The 17,803-nt window shown below is 71.1% G+C and carries 17 protein-coding genes; 4 read left to right on the forward strand and 13 right to left on the reverse strand.

Annotated features, from left to right (window positions below; genetic code table 11):
• Positions 1 to 636, reverse strand: coding sequence for a DUF4365 domain-containing protein (locus BU197_RS15920; protein ID WP_317452167.1), 636 nt, complete (start codon positions 634 to 636; stop codon positions 1 to 3).
• Between the two features lie 238 nt (positions 637 to 874).
• Positions 875 to 2,023, reverse strand: a complete 1,149-nt coding sequence (locus BU197_RS15925; protein ID WP_317452166.1) for an ROK family transcriptional regulator — start codon at positions 2,021 to 2,023, stop codon at positions 875 to 877.
• 56 nt (positions 2,024 to 2,079) lie between these two features.
• On the opposite strand from BU197_RS15925, the gene BU197_RS15930 reads away from it, so the two are divergent.
• Positions 2,080 to 3,177, forward strand: a complete 1,098-nt coding sequence (locus BU197_RS15930; RefSeq protein ID WP_188268954.1) for a Gfo/Idh/MocA family oxidoreductase — start codon at positions 2,080 to 2,082, stop codon at positions 3,175 to 3,177.
• A gap of 79 nt (positions 3,178 to 3,256) precedes the next feature.
• Here the strand turns inward: BU197_RS15930 and BU197_RS15935 are convergent, their stop codons facing one another.
• The 5 genes from BU197_RS15935 to BU197_RS15955 all read right to left on the reverse strand — a co-directional run bounded on the left by BU197_RS15935 (position 3,257) and on the right by BU197_RS15955 (position 8,330).
• Positions 3,257 to 5,125, reverse strand: a complete 1,869-nt coding sequence (locus BU197_RS15935; RefSeq protein WP_188268955.1) for a choice-of-anchor A family protein — start codon at positions 5,123 to 5,125, stop codon at positions 3,257 to 3,259.
• Positions 5,126 to 5,338: 213 nt separating this feature from the next.
• A complete protein-coding gene (locus BU197_RS15940; RefSeq protein WP_188268956.1) occupies positions 5,339 to 6,196 on the reverse strand; it encodes a fumarylacetoacetate hydrolase family protein in 858 nt (285 codons plus the stop codon).
• A 138-nt stretch (positions 6,197 to 6,334) separates the two neighbouring features.
• Positions 6,335 to 7,102 (reverse strand): YidC/Oxa1 family membrane protein insertase, encoded by a 768-nt coding sequence (locus tag BU197_RS15945; RefSeq protein WP_188268957.1) that lies wholly within the window; start codon positions 7,100 to 7,102, stop codon positions 6,335 to 6,337.
• Positions 7,103 to 7,204: 102 nt separating this feature from the next.
• The gene (locus BU197_RS15950) at positions 7,205 to 7,507 is read right to left on the reverse strand and encodes a DUF6412 domain-containing protein (RefSeq protein WP_188268958.1); all 303 of its coding nucleotides are present in this window, start codon (positions 7,505 to 7,507) and stop codon (positions 7,205 to 7,207) included.
• 292 nt (positions 7,508 to 7,799) lie between these two features.
• Positions 7,800 to 8,330 carry a winged helix-turn-helix transcriptional regulator gene (locus BU197_RS15955; protein WP_188268959.1) on the reverse strand — a complete coding sequence of 177 codons (531 nt, stop codon included), beginning with the start codon at positions 8,328 to 8,330 and terminating at the stop codon, positions 7,800 to 7,802.
• A 269-nt stretch (positions 8,331 to 8,599) separates the two neighbouring features.
• On the opposite strand from BU197_RS15955, the gene BU197_RS15960 reads away from it, so the two are divergent.
• Entirely contained in the window at positions 8,600 to 10,066 is a 1,467-nt protein-coding gene (locus BU197_RS15960) for an MFS transporter (protein ID WP_317452165.1), read from the forward strand.
• A 39-nt stretch (positions 10,067 to 10,105) separates the two neighbouring features.
• Here BU197_RS15960 and BU197_RS15965 read toward each other — a convergent pair whose 3' ends face one another.
• The 3 genes from BU197_RS15965 to BU197_RS15975 are packed head-to-tail and all read right to left on the reverse strand — an operon-like array spanning position 10,106 to position 12,665.
• Entirely contained in the window at positions 10,106 to 11,614 is a 1,509-nt protein-coding gene (locus BU197_RS15965) for a sodium:solute symporter (protein WP_188268961.1), read from the reverse strand.
• Positions 11,611 to 11,793 carry a hypothetical protein gene (locus BU197_RS15970; protein WP_317452164.1) on the reverse strand — a complete coding sequence of 61 codons (183 nt, stop codon included), beginning with the start codon at positions 11,791 to 11,793 and terminating at the stop codon, positions 11,611 to 11,613. Before BU197_RS15970 ends, BU197_RS15965 begins: the two co-directional genes overlap by 4 nt.
• A complete protein-coding gene (locus BU197_RS15975) occupies positions 11,790 to 12,665 on the reverse strand; it encodes a class E sortase (RefSeq protein ID WP_411158493.1) in 876 nt (291 codons plus the stop codon). Before BU197_RS15975 ends, BU197_RS15970 begins: the two co-directional genes overlap by 4 nt.
• A 62-nt stretch (positions 12,666 to 12,727) precedes the next feature.
• Here BU197_RS15975 and BU197_RS15980 point away from each other — a divergent pair, with 62 nt between their 5' ends.
• Positions 12,728 to 13,732, forward strand: coding sequence for a hypothetical protein (locus BU197_RS15980; protein WP_188268962.1), 1,005 nt, complete (start codon positions 12,728 to 12,730; stop codon positions 13,730 to 13,732).
• A gap of 32 nt (positions 13,733 to 13,764) precedes the next feature.
• On the opposite strand, the gene BU197_RS15985 is transcribed toward BU197_RS15980, so the two are convergent.
• The 3 genes from BU197_RS15985 to BU197_RS31340 all read right to left on the reverse strand — a co-directional run bounded on the left by BU197_RS15985 (position 13,765) and on the right by BU197_RS31340 (position 16,259).
• Positions 13,765 to 14,901: an MrcB family domain-containing protein gene (locus BU197_RS15985; RefSeq protein ID WP_188268963.1), complete on the reverse strand. Its 1,137-nt coding sequence runs from the start codon at positions 14,899 to 14,901 to the stop codon at positions 13,765 to 13,767.
• Between the two features lie 72 nt (positions 14,902 to 14,973).
• Positions 14,974 to 15,585 carry an ATP-binding protein gene (locus tag BU197_RS15990; RefSeq protein ID WP_188268964.1) on the reverse strand — a complete coding sequence of 204 codons (612 nt, stop codon included), beginning with the start codon at positions 15,583 to 15,585 and terminating at the stop codon, positions 14,974 to 14,976.
• Between the two features lie 14 nt (positions 15,586 to 15,599).
• Positions 15,600 to 16,259 carry an ATP-binding protein gene (locus tag BU197_RS31340; RefSeq protein ID WP_317453390.1) on the reverse strand — a complete coding sequence of 220 codons (660 nt, stop codon included), beginning with the start codon at positions 16,257 to 16,259 and terminating at the stop codon, positions 15,600 to 15,602.
• Positions 16,260 to 16,381: 122 nt separating this feature from the next.
• Between BU197_RS31340 and BU197_RS16000 the strand changes: the two genes are divergently transcribed.
• Entirely contained in the window at positions 16,382 to 17,767 is a 1,386-nt protein-coding gene (locus BU197_RS16000; RefSeq protein WP_223183144.1) for a Tat pathway signal protein, read from the forward strand.
• Positions 17,768 to 17,803 lie beyond the last annotated feature (36 nt).

Below are 17,803 nucleotides of genomic sequence, written 5' to 3' on the forward strand. Positions count from 1 at the left end.
TCAGTTCACCGCCCCGCTGCCGGAGAGAACAATGCCGCGCGCCATGTCGAACATGCCGCGCATGGACTTCACCGAGAGCTGTTGCTCCTCCGGAAGACTGATAGCCGTCGTCACCTTGCTGGTCACCGAGTCACGGCCATGTAAGCAGGCCCAATATCCGTGGCAGGCGAGCACGACCGAATCGGAGTGCTGAGTGACCCAGAGTTCGAGGTTGGTCGGCACGACCAGGAGCACCAGGTGCCCGGGTGCCGAACGTTCCGTGCTGCGCAGTTTGTCGTAGGTCTCGATATCCAGGTCAAAGCTGTATCCGCCTCGGACGACCCGAGGACTCTGGGTGCACTTGAGCTGAAAGTCGACCATGAGACCGCGATCCCGGAGGGTGACGTCCACACCGTCTTTGTCGACGTTCCACTCACCCACGGTGTAACCGCCTCGGGAAGCGAGTGCGTGTACGTACGCGCGGCTGATCTGTTCCTTCTGCCAGCTTGTCGCCTCGCCTGCCACGCGCCCTCCCCCTCGCCGCTTGATCGCGAGGATAGGCGCGGACGAAGCTTGTGGGAACAGGGCATCACGCGCCTGGCCATTTACATGAGTTGGCGGCGCGCATTTCTCGCCACGCATGTCCAGTAGAGCCACGAATCTCGTCCTTGAAGCCGCGTGTGGCTGATGTCAGACGAGGGAACGGTCGGTGCGGTGCGGCATGGTCTCCCTCTTCAGATGGGCGTCCCACCGGTCAGCGTAGTGAGGCGGAGGCGGCAAGCTCGGCAACGGCGTGCCGGTGGCCGCCGGAGCGAGACCAGGGGCCGGTGCCCAGTCGGGCTGACGGCCCAGGTCGGGCAGGTCACCGGCAGTCTTCGAGAGCGGGTAGCGCCCCTCACCCCTCCCCCCACACCCTCCCCGCCCGCCCCCCGTACACAGGGCTCAGGAGCAGCCACGCCGCGCCCTCCGCCACCAGGTCCGGGTGGGTGGCGGGCTCGACCGGGGTCGGCAGGTGGAGGGCGGTCAGGGTCTCCCGTACACCCGTCGTGAACGTCTCCGGTGCGGCCAGTACCGTCCGGCCGCCCAGGACGATCCGGTCGACGTCGAGGAGCCGTACGAGGTTGGCCGCGCCGGTGCCCAGCAGGCGGGCGGCACCCGGCAGGTCGTCGCGCGCGACCGCCGCCAGGCACAGCGCCTCCAGGCAGCCGCGTCCTCCGCAGGCGCACGGCGGCCCGTCGAGCCGTACGGTCTGGTGGCCCAGTTCCCCCGCGCCCGTCCTCTCCCCGCGCAGCGGCGCCCCGCCGAGGACGAGGCCCGCGCCCAGACCCGTACCGAGGTGGACGTACGCGAAGGAGGCGGGGGCGCCGGGGGCCAGGGCCAGGCCGAGGGCGGCGGCGTTGGTGTCCTTGTCCAGGGCGACCGGCAGCCCGAGGCGGCGGGCCAGCTCGGCGCGGACCGGCCGGCCCTCCCACTGCGGAAAGCCCGTCACCCGTCCCGGCACGCCCGTGCGATGGTCCAGCGGACCCGGCATGGCCACGCCCACGCCGAGGACCCGCCCGGGAGCCTCGGCGAGCAGCCGCCGCACCTCCTCCACCACGGCATCGAGAACCACGGTGTGGGCGACGGGCCCCGCCCCGGCATCGAGGACAGGCCCCACCGCGTCCCGGGCGGCCCCCGCCCCCGCCCGCAGCCCGCGCGGGCTGCGGCGTACCGCGACCGGCGTGCCCGCGAGGTCGACGAGGAGGACCGTCAGCTCGTCTCGGTCGAGGTGGGCGCCCACCGCGTACCCGGCGGAGGGGACGAGCCGCAGCACGGTCCGCGGCTTGCCGCCCGTCGAGGCGCGGTGCCCCGCCTCGGCGGCCAGGCCCTCCGCACGCAGCCGTGCGGTGATCTTGCTGACCGCCTGCGGGGTGAGCCCGGTGCGCTCGGCCAGCTCCGGGCGGCTGATGCCGGTCTCCCCCGCCGTCCGCAGCAGGTCGAGGACGAGCGCCGCGTTGTGGCTGCGCAGCGCCGGTACGTTCACTCCGCCGAGGTCCGTCTTCACCCGCCCATTGTCGCCGTTGCTTGCACTTCGGCAACACCGTTGCTTAAGTGGGCGCCATGAATGGCACCGCCCCCACCGGCAGCCCCTCCTCCCCCGCTCCCCTCCGCGTCGGACTCGTCGGATACGGCCTCGCGGGATCCGTCTTCCACGCCCCTCTGCTCGCCGCGTCCGAGGACTTCGCGCTCGCCGCCGTCACCACCGGCAACCCCGAGCGGGCCGCAGAGGCGCGCGCCGCCCACCCCGGTGTCCGGGTCGCCGCCTCCCCCGAGGAGCTGTGGGCGGACGGGCTCGACCTGATCGTCGTCGCCTCCCCGAACAAGACGCATGTCGCCGTCGCCACCGCCGCCCTGGAAGCCGGACTGCCCGTCGTCGTCGACAAGCCCCTCGCCGGGACCTCCGCCGAGGCACGCGCCCTGGCCGTGCTCGCCGAGGAACGGGGACTGCTGCTCTCGGTCTTCCAGAACCGGCGCTGGGACAACGACTTCCGCACCCTGCGCGGGCTGCTCGACGTCGGCGCGCTCGGCGAGGTCCAGCGCTTCGAGTCCCGTTTCGAACGCTGGCGGCCCCGCCCCAAGGGCGGCTGGCGCGAGTCCGGCGCCCCCGAGGAGATCGGCGGTCTCCTCTACGACCTGGGCAGCCATGTCGTCGACCAGGCCCTCGTCCTCTTCGGGCCCGTGGTCTCGGTGTACGCCGAATCGGATGTCCGCAGACCGGGCGCCGAAGCCGACGACGACACGTTCCTCGCCCTGACCCACGCGAACGGGGTCCGCTCCCATCTGTACATGAGCGCCACCGCCGCCCAGCTCGGCCCGCGTTTCCGGGTGCTCGGACAGCGCGCGGGCTTCGTGAAGCACGGGCTCGACCCGCAGGAAGCCGCCTTGCGCGAAGGACTGCGGCCGGTGCCGGGCGCCCCGTGGGGCGTGGAGCCGGAGGAGCTGTGGGGCCGGCTCGGCTCCGGCGAGTCCCCGCTGACCGGCGGCGGAACCCCGGTCCCCTCCCTGCCGGGTGACTATCCGGCGTACTACGCGGCCGTCGCCGCCGCCCTGCGCGGAACCGGCCCGAACCCGGTCACCGCACACGAAGCGGCGGCCACCCTCGCTGTCCTGGAGGCCGGCCGCCGCTCGGTGAGGGAGGGCGTCACGGTGAGACCGTGACGCCCTCCCTCCCCTCATTTCCGTAGGTCCCGTCGCTCTTGTCGCTCTTGTCGAGCAGTCATGACGGGTGGACGGATGTTCAGTTCGTACGGCGCCTCATGCGGCTGACGAACACGATCGCGCCACCGACGAGGGCCAGGCCCGCGCCCGCGAGAGCGATACCGAACTCGTTGCCGCCCGCACCGGTCTGGGGCAGCTGGCCGCCCCCGGTCGCACCGGACTGCTCACCGGAACCACCGACGCCGCCGATGCCGCCGGAGGTGCCGCCGTTGCCACCGGTGCCGCCGCCGTCACCGCCGCCGATCGACGAGCCGCCACCGGTCGAGCCGCCGTTCGCGGAACCACCCGTCGAGGAACCACCGGTGGTCACGTCGGTGGACGTGGGGGTGGGCTCGGTGGGAGTCGCGGTGGGCTCGGTCGGGGTAGCCGTCGGCTCGGTCGGGGTCGCGGTGGGCTCCGTCGGAGTCGCGGTGGGCTCGGTCGGGGTAGCCGTCGGCTCCGTGGGAGTCGCGGTGGGCTCCGTCGGAGTCGCGGTCGGCTCGGTGGGAGTCTCCGTCGGCTCGGTCGGAGTCTCGGTGGGCTCCGTCGGAGTTTCCGTCGGCTCCGTCGGGGTTTCCGTGGGCTCGGTCGGAGTCTCCGTCGGCTCCGTCGGAGTCTCCGTGGGCTCGGTCGGAGTCTCCGTGGGCTCGGTCGGGGTCTCCGTGGGCTCGGTCGGGGTCTCCGTCGGCTCGGTCGGAGTCTCCGTCGGCTCGGTCGGAGTCTCCGTCGGCTCGGTCGGGGTCTCGGTCGGCTCCGTGGGAGTCTCCGTGGGCTCCGTCGGAGTCTCGGTGGGCTCCGTGGGCGTCTCCGTCGGCTCCGTCGGCGTAGGCGTGGTCTTCCCGCAGTCGGGCAGGTCGCCGTTGAACGGGTACGCGTGGAACTCCTGGCCGCCACCGCCGCCGCCCGGCGCCGAGGTGTGCGTCAGGTTGCCGGTGGTGAAGAAGCGTCCGTTCATGCCGGGGACGGTCACCGTGGCCATGCTGGACTGGTTGCCGATCAGCACGCTGCCCGCGAACTGGGCGGAGCCCTCGATCGTCACCGCGGTGGCGTCGGGGAAGTTCCACAGGACCCGCTCGCGCAGGCCGTCCGGCAGCTGGTTGATGTACGAGTCGATGGTGCGGTCCGCGCCCAGGATGTTGACCAGGACGGTCGCGTCGTCGGGTATGCCTTCGAACCGTATGCCCTGCTGGCCCTTGGACGAGGACTCCATGTCGAAGTCGACGGTGAAGACCTGCAACTTCGAGGTGCCGTCACCGGTGAAGGTGGTCTCGTAGTCGTTGTTGACGGCCGTGCCGGTGGCGGGCCGGGAGGCCCCGTCCACGTACGCGTAGCACCGGCTGGCGTCGGTGAGCTGACCCCGGAGGTCGAGGTACGGGTCCGCCGCCTTCGGGTCGTGCACGGCCTCGGGCGTCACGGTGCCGGACAGCGTGTCCCCGTACCGTACGACGCCGGTGACGTCGATGTCCTCGGCCACCACGCGCTGCCCGTCGGCCACCGTCATGTTCTTGCCGACGGTGAGGAAGTCGGTGCCGTCGTCCGGGGGGACGCGGGAGCCGACGCCCGCGACGCCCACGTTGTAGATGCCGGATACGCCTTCGCGCTTCTCCATGTCGAAGTTGCCGAGGGCCACGACCTTGCCCTCGGCCTCGGCAGCCGCCTCGCGGACGAGGAAGTCGCCTCCGACGAAGACGCTGATGTTGTTGTCCCGGTACTCGACGGCTCCGTTGCCGACTTCCGGGTAGGTGGCCGGGCAGTTGCCCGGCTTACAGGGCCCGAGACCCCCGGGCAGGGGATCGGCCCAGCCGTTCATGGCCAGCGCGCCGACCAGGGCGGCGCCCCCGACCGTGGCGGCGGCGATGGCGGCGATGCGGCGCCGATCGGTTCGTCGTCGATGCGTGTTTCGTTCCATATCGGACAATATGCAAGCACAGAAACGACAAAGGCGGCACCTCCCCGAGGGGAAACGCCGCCTTTTTAGGCGTAGATCACATCGGATCATACTGGAATGTATCGCCCTTAGGCCCACCCGGTCACGTATGGTCACTTTTTGGGCGTGTCAAGGGAGTCGGACTTTCGACGGGGAGTCAGACGCCCTCCCGACCGGTCGGGCCCCTTGCGGGAGTCAGGCCCCCTTCAGCCGCTGTCGCTGCCGGCCGAGCCCGTCGATCTCCAGCTCGACGACATCACCGTCCCTCAGATACGGCTTGGGGTCCGGCTGTCCGAGGGCGACTCCGGCGGGCGTGCCGGTGTTGACGACGTCGCCCGGATACAGCGTCATGAACCGGCTGACGTACCGGACGACCTCGACGACCGGGAAGATCTGGTCCGAGGTGTGCCCGTCCTGGCGCAGCTCGCCGTTGACCCGCAGGCGCAGACCGAGGGCCTGAGGGTCCGGCACCTCGTCGGCGGTGACCAGCCAGGGGCCGAGCGGGTTGAAGGTCTCGCAGTTCTTGCCCTTGTCCCAGGTGCCGCCGCGCTCGATCTGGAACTCGCGCTCGGAGACGTCGTGCGCGATCGCGTACCCGGCGATGTGCGCGAGTGCCTCCTCGTCGGTCTCCAGATAGCGGGCGGTGCGCCCGATGACGACCGCGAGTTCGACCTCCCAGTCGGTCTTCACCGAGCCGCGCGGCACGAGCACGGTGTCGTCGGGACCGACGACGGTGTCGGACGCCTTGAGGAAGACGACGGGCTCCTCCGGGATCGCGGCGCCCACCTCCGCCGCGTGGCCGTGGTAGTTCAGGCCGATGCACACGACCTTGCCGATCCGGGCCACGGGCGGGCCGACGCGCAGTCCGGCGGCGTCGAGCGCGGGCAGCACCCCGGCGCCGCCGGCGGCCCGTACGCGGTCCAGGGCGGAGGCGTCGGCGAGCAGGGCGCCGTCGATGTCGTCGACCAGCGCGGACAGGTCGCGGAGGGTTCCGCCCTGGTCGAGCAGGGCGGGCCGTTCGGCCCCCGGCGGGCCGACACGCAGCAGCTTCATGGACTTCTCCCTGTGGTCGAGGTGGGCCCGGGAAGGGCCCTGGGGTACCCCGGCCGATGGAGTGCGGCCATCGGAGGATGAGCCGGATCCTCCAAGAGAACGCACCGCCCTGCAAGCCCCCGCTCAGCCCGTGGACCCTTACGGGCGGGTGGTCCGGGCCTTGGCGACGACGCCCCCGGTCTCCCCGCCCTTCCCGGTCTTCTCGGCCTCATGACCCGTCTCGTCCCGGAAGAGCAGGGCGCGTTCGACGACGGTCCAGGTGGTGCTGGTGACGATGTAGAGGGCGGCGGCGAGCGGGACGACGGCGACCGTCACGAGGGTGCCGAAGGAGAGCAGCGGCATGACCTTGGCGAGGGCGCCCGCACCCGGGGTGGACGGCCCCGGGTCGAGAGGCTGTTCGGCGAGTCGTTTCCGAGCGCCGAGGTAGCCGTACGTGGCGACGGCGGCGGCGAGTGCGAACAGGGCCAGATAGACCCGCCCGGCGGGACCGAAGGGCCCGCCGTGTGCGAGGGCGTCGGCCCAGCGCCCGCCGAGCGGCGCGGCGAGGAGCGCGTGCCCTGCCATCCGGCCGCCGGAGAACAGGTGGTACATCAGCAGGAAGGCAGGAGCCTGGAGCAGTCCGGGCAGCAGTCCGGCGAAGGGCGAGACCTTCTCCCGCTCGTGGAGCGCGAGCATCTCCTTCCTCAGGCGCTCGGGGTTCTTGGCGTGCTTGCGGCGGATCTCGGCGAGTTGCGGCGCGATCCGGGTGCGGGCCTTCTGCCCCCGGGCCGAGGCGCGGGACAGCGGATGGATCGCGAGCCGTACGAGCGCGGTGAACAGGACGATGGCGGCGGCCGTGGCGGCGCCCGCGAAGAGCGGTCGGAGCAGCTCGGCGAGCCACTCGACCAGGGAAGCGAAGACGGACATGGGGGAGCCCTCCGTGGGGTCTCGTCGTGCCGGGAAGAGAGACGTGTCTCGGCATGACGGATCCGCGAGGGGCCGGTCCGGTGTGTGGTGGCGCCCAGGCTCCTACGCGGCCGTCGGGAGGGGACGGCCCGGAGCCCTGGGTCTGCGGCGCCCGGCCGCGTCGGGGTCGCGCTGGGGCAGGAAGGCGGTCCGCCGCTCGCGGTCGCGCAGGGCGGTGCGGACGACGGCGGTCGGCACGACCGGGGCCGTACGCGCTCCGAAGAGGGCGCAGAACACCGTGGTCGCGGCGAGGGCGACGGCGACGGAGACGGAGACGCCCGCGCTGTCGGCGAGGAGGAGATCGGCGAGGGCGAGGAGGAAGAACAGCGGCGCGACGACACGCAGGACGAGGTCCCTGACGGTCATGGCACTCCCCCCGTCTCCCGTTTCTCTTCTCTCACGCGCCGCGCGTGACGCCTTGTCATGGAGACGCACGGGGCGCACCGGAAGTTCCCGCCGCCCGGAGCCCGCTCGCGTCATCCGAAGTCCGCTCGCGTCGGACCGAGTCCGCTCCCGCCATCCGGAGCCCCGTTCGCGCCGTCCGGAGCCCGTTCGCGTCGGACCGAGTCCGTTCCCGCTGTCCGGAGCCCCCGTTCGCGGCGGCAGTCATGCGGGCGGTCAGGCAGGGTCGATGGGCCGTCGGCCGGGCCCCGGCCCCTCAGGCGTCCGTCTGCTCCAGCGGGACGAGGAGGCGGCGGGGGCGCAGGAGGGCGCGGCTGACGGGGTCGGCGGGGTCCTGGTCGAGTCCGGGGCCCGGCCGCATCTCGATGTCGGCGGGCGGTACGGGGAGGCGGCAGGCCGGGCATTCGCCGTAGGGGCCGGTCTCGGTGCCGCAGTCGGCGTGGTGGAAGCGGCGCAGCGGGACGGCGCCGGGCAGCTCCTCCCCGCCCCAGGCGGCGAGCGAGCGGACGACGGGCCAGAGGGCGACCCCGCGTCCGGTGAGCACGTATTCGTCGCGCGGGGGCGACTCCTGGTAGCGGCGCCGTTCGAGGACTCCGGCGTCGACGAGGGACTGGAGGCGGGTGGCGAGGACGGCCCGGGGGGCGCCGAGGTGGACGAGGAAGTCGCTGTAGCGGCGGACGCCGTAGAAGGCGTCGCGGACGACGAGGAGGGTCCAGCGCTCGCCGATGACTTCGAGGGCACGGGCGATGGAGCACTGCTGGTGGACGTAGTCCTTGCCGAGGGCCATGTGCCCATCGTACTCGCATGGTTCATTGAATGAACCTTCGCTGCTACGGTGGGGCCCTCGCTCAGTTCATTCACCGAACCAAAGCGGCCGGGTCAAAACGCCCGCGCCGACGTGACCGCGCCGACACGACCGCGCCGAAGCAACCGTGCCGACGTGACCGAACCGCCGGGATCTCACCGCCGGGATCTCACCGCCGGGATCGAACCGACGCGACCGAATCGCCGTGCCCGTACCGCCGTGCCCGTACCGACCAGGTGGAGGTTCCCGCCGTGCCCCGACTCGCCTCCCACGACCGCGACCGCACCCGCGCCGCCGCCCCGCCCCGGGCCGGCCGCCCCGGGGCCACCCTCGCCGTCACCGCCACGGCGACCGCCGTCGCGCTGATGAACTACACGGCCCCGCTCCTCACCCTCCCCGACATGACCGCCGCCTTCGGGACCCCCGCCTCGGCCCGCGCGTGGCTGCTCAACGGCACCCCGCTCGGTCTCGCCGTCCTCCTCCTGGTGGCCGGCGGCCTCGCCGACGCGCACGGGCGCCGCCGGGTCTTCCTCCTCGGCAACCTCGCCCTCGGCCTCTTCACCGCCCTCGGCGCCTTCGCAGGCGGCACCGGCACCTTCACGGCGGCCAGGATCGCCCAGGGCGCGGCGAGCGCGGCCGTCCTCGCGAGCAGCCTCGGTCTGCTTGCCCAGGCGTACCCGGAGGGCCGGGAGAGGATCAGGGCGACCGGGATCTGGGGCGCGTCGGTCAGCGTCGGCATCGCCCTCGGCCCCCTGCTCGCGGGCGTGCTGAGCCTGGCGGACTGGCGGCTGACGTACGGGGTCCTCGGCGCGGCGGCGGTGGCGACGACGGCCCTGGGGGCGCGGGCGCTGGCGCGGGAGGAGCGCCCCGAAGCCGCCTCCGTGAGCCGCCCCCACCTCGAAGCCGCCTCCGCGTACCGCCCCCACCCCCAAGCCGCCTCCGCGCGCCGCCCCCGCCCCGATCTCGCGGGTGCGGTGACGTTCGGGCTCGCGCTCGCCGCGCTGCTCACCGCGCTGACCCTGGGGCGGGACGGCTGGCTGCGGCCCCGGGTGGGGCTGCTGCTGCTCGCCTCGCTCGCCCTGACGGCGCTGTTCGTGGTGGTCGAACACCGGGGCCGGGCGCCCATGGTGGATCCGGCGCTGCTGCGGCGGCCCGCGTTCCTGGTGTCGACGCTGGGCGCGCTGTTCACCGGTCTGGGGGCGATCGGCCTGTTCAGCGTGGCGCCCGCGCTGATCCAGAACGCGTCCGGGATGTCGGCCCTGGGCGCCGCGTGGCTGTTCCTGCTGTGGTCGGGCACGGCGTTCGTGGTGGCGCTCCAGGCACGGCACCTCGCGGGGCGGCTCTCCGCCGCGTACCAACTCGTGCTGGGGTTCGTCCTGTCGGCGGCGGGGACACTCGCCCTGCTCGGCGCCCTGGACGGCGGGCCCGGCTCCTGGCCCCGGCTGCTCCCGGGGCTCTTCGTCGCGGGGGTGGGCAGCGGCCTGCTCAACGCGGCCCTGCCCCGGCTCGCGGTGGACTCGGTGGAGCCGGAACGGGCGGCGATGGGCTCGGGCGCCAACAACACCGCCCGCTACGTCGGCTCCTCTTCGGGCGTGGCGGTGACGATGGCCGTGGCCACCTCGGGAGCGGGCCCGGACACCGCCGTCCTCGTCGCTGCGGCGCTCGCGCTGACCGGCGCGGGGATCACCCTCGGGCTCGCCCGCCGCCCGCGCCGGTGAGCGCCCCGGGGGTCACCTCCCGTACTCCGGTCCCACGAGTCACCCCCGCCCCGCTCCCACGGCCGCTTCGGTGAACTCCTCCAGGGCGAGGACGTCCTCGTCGGCGCGTTCGTCGGCGCGTTCCGGTGGCCCGTACAGGCTGACGAGGACGCTCACGGCGAGGTTGACGACGAGGGCGAGCAGTCCGGCGTTGACGCCCCAGAGCGGATCGTGCCCGGTGAAGACGAGGCCGCAGACGAGCGCGACGCCGACGGCGAGCCCGCAGGCCCCGCCCACCAGCGTCATCCGGCGCCACACGAGCCCCAGCAGCACCAGCGGCAGGAGTTGCGCCATCCCCTCGTACGAGATGAGGGAGAGCCGGACGAGGGTGTTGGGCACGGTGTACGTCATGAGGAGCGCGAGGACGCCCGCGACGACCACGACCAGTTGGGAGAGGCCCTTCTCGCGGGACCGGAGCCGGGGCGCGAGACTGAGCACGCTCCGCCCCCACATGGTGCCGATGACCAGCATGAACACGGCCATCGGCACGATCGAGGAGAGCGCGGCGGCGACCCCGACGAGCCCCACGGCCCAGGCCGGCAGGGAGTCCGTGACCAGCTTGAACAGGGCCAGGTTCGACTCGGCGCCGACCAGTCCGGGGACGACGAAGAGGGCGGCCGTGCCGAGGACCATGGGGATGAAGAGGAGCACGTTGTAGGCGGGGAGCCAGACGGCGTTGCGGCGGAGGGTGTCGGCGTCGCGGGCGCCGAGGTATCCGGCGACGGTGGTGGGGAAGATGACGACGGTGAGGGAGTTGAGCACGGTCGTGGACGCGAACCAGCCGATGCCGTATCCGCTCTCCGCGCCTCCGTTGCCGGGCAGCTTCAGCCAGGCGCCCTTCTCGTCGACGAGCCGCCCGAAGAAGTCCCCGAAGCCGCCGAAGTAGTGCAGCGGCACGTAGACGAAGAGGAAGGCGAGGGTGAGGACGACGAGCGCGTCCTTGAGCACGGAGACCCAGGCGCTCCCGCGCAGCCCGCTGACCACGACGAAGCCGGTGGTGACGGCGAAGGCGAGGAAGTAGGCGAGGTTCTGCCCGATCGTCCCGTACGAGATCGTGGAGACCACGATCCCCATGCCGGTGATCTGGAGCTGGATGTACGGCAGGAGGAAGACGGTCGCGAGGACGGCGACGGCGGCGCCGACCCAGGGTCTGCGGTAGCGGTGGGCGGCCGTGTCGCTGAGCGCGACGAGCCCGTGTTTGCGGGCGTACCCCCAGAGCATGGGCCCGACGACGTACCCCACGGCGTAACCGCAGGACATGTAGGCGACGACGTAGAGGACGGGCGCGCCGTAGTTGTAGCCCCAGCCCGCGGCGCCGAGGTAGCTGAAGCTCGTGTACCCCTCACCGGCCATCAGGACCCAGATGAAGACGGGCCCGAGGGAACGTCCGCCGACGGACCAGGCGGCGAGCCCGCCGCCCTGCTGCCGGCGGACGGCGAGCAGCCCGAGGACGACGGTGAGCACCATGAAGGCGGCGAAGACGGACACGGCGACGGCGGCGGGACTCATCCCCGCTCACCCCGCTTCAGGTCCGCGCGGCGGGCGAGCCCGACGGCGACGGGGGTGACGAGCGTGGCACCCAGCAGCCAGAGGACGAGAAGGGGAACCCGGTTCACGAACGGCAGCGCGGCCACGAACAGGACGTACGGAAGGAGGAGCCACACCAGCTGGGGCCTGCGTCTGATCACCCGGTCGAGACTAGCTTCGCCCAGACGACGAGCCGGTAGGCACTGCTGAACTCGGGGGTGCAGGTGGTGAGGGTGAGATAGGCGCCGGGGGTGTCGTACCCGTAGGACGGCTCGACGAGGGAGCGGGGCACGGGCCGGATGACGCCGACATCCCGGGGCGCGGTCCGCGGCAGGACCCGGTCGACCCGGTAGGTGTACGTGGCCTCCCGGGTCCGCACCGAGATCTCGTCGCCGCGCACGAGCCGGTTCACGTACCGGAAGGGCTCGCCGTGCGTGTTCCGGTGCCCGGCGAGCGCGAAGTTCCCGGCCCGCCCGGGGGCGCCGGTGCCGGGGTAGGCCCCGACGTACCCCTTGTCGAGCACGGCCCGCCGGGAGACCCCGACGGCCACGGGCACGGTGAGACCGAGCCGGGGGATACGGAGGACGGCGAAGGGGGCGGCGGGGGCGTGGGGGCCAGGGGGGATGCCGGTGGGGTACGGGTCGGGGGAGCCGGGTGGGCGCGGGGGGTTGTCGGTCTCCGAACCAGCGGGCGGCAGAGGGGCACCGGCACCAGTCCCGATATCGGCGTCGGTGCCGGTGTCGGGACTGGTGCCGGGGCCGGGGCCGGGACTGGTGCCGGGACTGGTGTCGGTGTCGGTGTCCCACCCTCGTTCGAGGACGCGGACCTGGTCGCGGGCGTCGGCGAGGGCCTGGTGGTTGGTCCACCAGAGCTGGTGGACGACGAGGAGCAGGATCAGGACCCCGCAGGTGACGACGGTCTCGGCGCCGGCCCGGAGCGCGCGGGCAGCGGGGCGCCACCCCGGCGACTGGACGACGACCGGCACCCGCCGGGGCGCGACCGGGTGGGGAGCGCGCACAATCCTGGCCCGCACGCGGGCACGATAAGCGCTGGGGCGCCAACTCTCCAGGCCCGTACAGCAGTACGGTGGAAGGCATGCGCCCCGACACGCCTGCCGCCCACACCACCGAAGCCGAGCGCCTGCTGCGCACCGCCGCGCAGTACCCCGGGGACAGGGAGTCGCTGTCCCTGCGGGCAGCCGCACACCTGGAACTCGCGGGCGACCGCCCGCGGGCCACCACGCTCTACGACGACCTGCTGTCCGCCACGCCCGTGAACCCGGTGCTCATCAGGGCGCTGAAGGCGGCGAACCTGTGGGAGTACGGCCACGAGGCCGAGGCCCGCGCGATCATCGACGGGGTGCGGCGGGCGAAGCCGTCGGACGCGGCGGCGTGGGAGATCGCGGCGGAGACGCTGGAGGCCCACGACGAGCTGGAGGCGGCGGAGTCGACGCTGACGGAGGCGGCGACGCTGCTGGCCACCTCGGCGGAGCTGCCGCACGCCACCCAGTCCCTCCTGACGACCCGGCACCGGGTACGCAGGATGCTGGCGCTCGCCCACGACACCTGGGACGACCTGGCGGACCGGCTGCACACGGCGGAGGTGCCGCTGGACGAGCTGCACGACCCGAAGCGGCTGTGGTCGCTCGGCTCCTCGGACCCGGTGGAACTGCGCGCCGAGATCGCGCGCCTCCGCTCGGAACTGGGCGCCTACCGCACGGCGCTCTCCCGCCCGTTCCCGGTGGCGGTCCTGCACTGGCCGGAACCGGAACTGGACGAGCTGCTCGCGGCCTATCCGGAACTGGAGGCGGAGTACCCCACGTACACCGCACACCTGACGGACATCGAGGCCTCCCTCCGCGAACTCGCCCAGGCGGGCACCCCGAACCTGGGCATCGTCCGCGCCACGGTCCCCTCCTACGAAGCCTTCGCCGCCTCGGAATCCACCACCCCCGCCAACGCGGACCTCCTCCCCCAATACGCCACGACCCTCGCCGCCCGAGGCCGCGCCACGACTTGGCCGCCGGGGCGGGGGGAGGGGTGTTGGTGTGGGGGTGGGAGGGTTTACGGGGAGTGTCATGGGGGGTTGGGGGTGGGGTGAAGGAGGCTTCAGGCTTCCTTGCCCGCGACCCACTACTCCGTCGTCATCCCCCAGCCCCGCGCTTGGGGGGACCCGGCCCATCCCTCACCGGACCGCCAGATCGAGGCGATGCCTTGCTCTTCCAGGTACGGGGCGTAGACACCGATCTCCTCGGAGAAAAGCCCTAGGAGAAAGGGTTCCCGCTCCTTTCGGTAGAGAAAGTGACGGTATTCGTAGAGCTGCCCGAGCGCCTCACGAACGGCCGTCGTCGCGTTCCCGTTGCGAACGACCTTCGCTTCAACCAGCCACTCCGAACCTTTCCCCTCCGAGTCTTGCGACTCGGCCAGAACCAAGTCTTTGGGGTGCTGGCGTTTCGTTATGGGCCGGTACCCGCGATTCGCGATGTAGTTTCCAAAGTCGTCAATCAAGGCCTCATGATGCCGCTGCTTGACCTGCTGCCGGGCTTTGATCTGGACCTCGTACTCACTGCTGTCCTTCGGCTGGAAGTCGGCGAGCGGATCAAAGTCGGCCGGCAAAGCGATAGGTGTCGCTTCAGAGGTGTGACTGTCGAGAGCGTAGGCGAATTGGATCACGTCAGCTTCGCCGCTCATCCACCAGATGCGGTCAAACTCCTCGGCTCTACGCAAGGCTTCGACACCCAGAAGCAGATCCTCCATCAGTGCGACATCGCTAGGCAGCGTGGCGGTGTCGTACACCCGGGCGATGACGCTAGCCGCCTCGTACGCCTTCGGTCGCGTGGCACTGTCCCGGAGCGAGGGTTCATCCGCCCACTGAAGAAGCTCCTGCCGCCTTACCGCTCGCCGAAGCCGCGCCGCGTGATGACGGAGGTGAGCTTCTCGGGCTTCACCCTTCCCTAGGGGTTCTTCCAGCCAGGTGATGCCCTGTTGCAGAGTGAGAGCCACGTTCTTCAGATCAGCACTGAAGATATAAGCGAGATACAGGCCTTTCTTAGGATCCCGCATTCCCTTCTCGTCGAAGATTTCAATCCATGGGGTCGCCGCAGGGGTGGTCTGCCCTCCATGCCCCTTGGCTTTGAAGCCCGAGGGAAGCGTAAGGTCCGTACGACCGGCAACCCCCCGCAGCACTTGCTGTCCCAGCACATCTCGCCTCGAACCCGCATCGCGGTCGTAGGTAGTCGCGACCTTACTGAGCAACTCTCGCATTCCCATGCGAAGAATCTAGATCACAGTGGCTCACCAAGGGAAAGGGGCGGGGCTACCTCGTCACCTTGACCAGCCTGCTCACAGCCCGGCGTCGAAGCGGGCTTGCGCCACGTCTAGGACATCGTCCGCGTCGTACCCATGGGCCTCCACCCAGTGGAGGAGATCCACGATCACCTGCACCACTACGTCACTCGCCACAGCTGCGGCCAGCCGACTCCCGTTGATCACCTGCGGAAGGGCGACAGCGCCGTAGAGCGAGAGCATGGCTTCCGCTCGCGTGACGCGGGCGCCTCCGCTGTGACCGTCCGATGTCGTGAGATCGGTACCGATCTCACACCAGGTGACCCTGTGCTCGGGCTCTGCCACGACGCCCCAACGATCCGCGAACCCCTCCACCAACACCATGCCCATATCCGCCGAGGCACCAGGCGTCGGGGGCGGCAGCTGCGAGGAGGGGCCCCTCACCTCGATGCGCAAGGAGGTACCACTCATCAACAGCCGAAGCGATGTTGGAGCCCCCGTCCCGGCCTCGCGAATCACCCGGGAAACCAGCTCGCTCACGCAGAGCTGAGCCGTGTCGATCTGACGTGACAACCCCCAGAACCCCAGGTGCAGCCGCACCACACGACGAAGCCCGGCAACCTCCTGCGGCTCCGCCAAGAACGACAGCTCCCACGGCTTACGCACCATGCATCCATCCACGTTCACACCGCCTCCCCGTCGCCCAGCTCGGCCCAGACCTGCTTGCCCCAGGAGTACAGCTCGGTTCCCCAACATTCCGTAAGGGCATCGACAAGGAGCAGACCTCGGCCTCGGGTCTGTTCGTCACCGACGGCCGGATTCAAGACCGGGACGGCCTTGGAACGGTCGCTCACAGCCAAGCGGACCGTGTCCGAGGACGGCCTGGCAACGCTCACGCGGATCGATGAGAGTCGGCCGTGGTCAACCGCGTTGGAGACCAGTTCGGTCATCACGAGGGTGGCGTCCTCCGCCAAGGGCTCAAGGCTCCAAAGAGTCAGTGCCGTACGCACCAGCCTGCGGGCGACCTCAGCACTTCGAGGGGTACGCGGAAGCGTTTGCGAATACGCGGGGCACCCCCTGAGGTGAGCACGCGCGGGCTCCGCCATCGGACGCCCGGCGGGAGGCACGGCCGTCTCGCCTGCCCTCTCTCCTGCCTTCTCCCCTACTGACGAGACCTCATCGACCGGGCCTCCAACGGCCACCCTCAGGAGAGTCGGAGGCCGGAAAGTATGGAATTCCGTACGGGGCGCCAACGTATCCACTGCCTCCGAGAGCAGGTCAGACACACCTTGCCCCTCGCCGTCACCCGCGTGGCTGAATTTCACCAGTTGCCCTTTCGGCATCGCTGATTGGTGATTTCGTGTTCCCTCAGCGAACCGTGATTCACGGCGGGTGGATACCCCAGTCCAGGTCTCGACGCTGTCAAACCCGTCAAAGATTGTTCTCTTGTGAACAGGGGTGCAACATGGCACGCAGGAATGAGTACCTGGCCGCGTTGATCGCGGAAACAGGCTGGTCACAAACGTCGGCCGCCGCTGCGATGGTGCGCGTAGCGGCGGAATCCGGAGTTGACGAACTCCTCACGGTCAAGCGCTCTCACATCGCCATGTGGATCGCTGGCACCCAGCCCCGGGGGCGGGCGGGTGACATCCTGCGCGAAACGCTGTCGCGACGGCTGAAGCGTCCTGTGACACTCGCGGAGATCGGTCTCAACGGCGCGGCCCCCGAGAGGGTCGCCGAGTTCGAGTGGGGCACGGACACCCTGACAGCTCTGGCCGACTTGGGGAGAAACAGCATGGATCACGAACGCCGACGGCTCCTCGCCGGTGCCGCCTACTCCGTCGGGGGCTTAGCCCTTCCCAACGAACCATGGTGGGACGAGGCCCCGGAGCGGGCCCGCACCCGCACGGTCGGCACGGGGCACAGAGTCGGCGAGGTGGAAGTACGCGCCGTTCGCGAGATGACAGAGTTCTTCGCGCGACGCGATCAACGGCACGGAGGCATCGATGGCCGCAGCGCCCTTCGCCAGTACATCGTCGATGACGTCGCCAGGTACGTCGGTGGAGCCTTCAGCAGCGAGAAGGTGCGTCGCGCCCTCTACTCAGCCGCCGCTGAAGCGGTGTACGTGGTCGGGTGGATGGGCTTCGACTCGTCACGACACGAGTCCGCGCGACACCACTTCACCCTCGCGCTCAAGCTAGCCGCCGAGGCCGACGACGCGCCCCTTGCGGGACACGTGCTCCGAGCGATGGCCCATCAGGCCATGGACCTCAGGCACGGCAGAGCGGGCCTGGCCCTGGCCACCGCGTCCGTCGAGCGTAAGAGGTACGTCGATGCCACTCCCCGGGAACGGGCTCTGATCGGCATCGTGCGCGCACGGGCGTTGGCCGTAGACGGACAGCGGAACAAGGCCCTCGCCGCGATCCACCAAGCCGAGACCGACCTGAGACAAGCCTCGTCGGGCGACGCCGAGCCCCACCGGGTCTGGTTCTTCCAAGAAGCGTCCCTGGCACACCAGACCGCCCAAGCCCTGTGGGCTCTGGGCGACCTCGACAATGCCCTACGCCACTTCCGGGCCAGTGTGCGACACCGTAGAGCCGACTCCTTCAGCAGGACCCACGCCGTCACACTCGGATACATGGGAACGGTCGAAGCCAAGCAGGGCAACATCGACGCGGCCTGCCAGACGTGGTCCCGCGCTCTCGATGCCATGGATGGCGTGCAGTCCGGCCGAACGCGGGACGCTGCCGCGACCATGCGTGCCGCGCTGTCTCCGTTCCGCAGCCGGGGCATCCCCGGCGCCCTGGAAGTGGACGCGCGGGCCAGGGCTGTGCTTCAACGCGTAACCTGACGCCGCCGACGCCGCCCCGCTTCGTAAGCGGCACCG

The sequence above is a fragment of the Streptomyces sp. CBMA291 genome (assembly GCF_014596525.1).
Classification (GTDB): Bacteria; Actinomycetota; Actinomycetes; order Streptomycetales; family Streptomycetaceae; genus Streptomyces.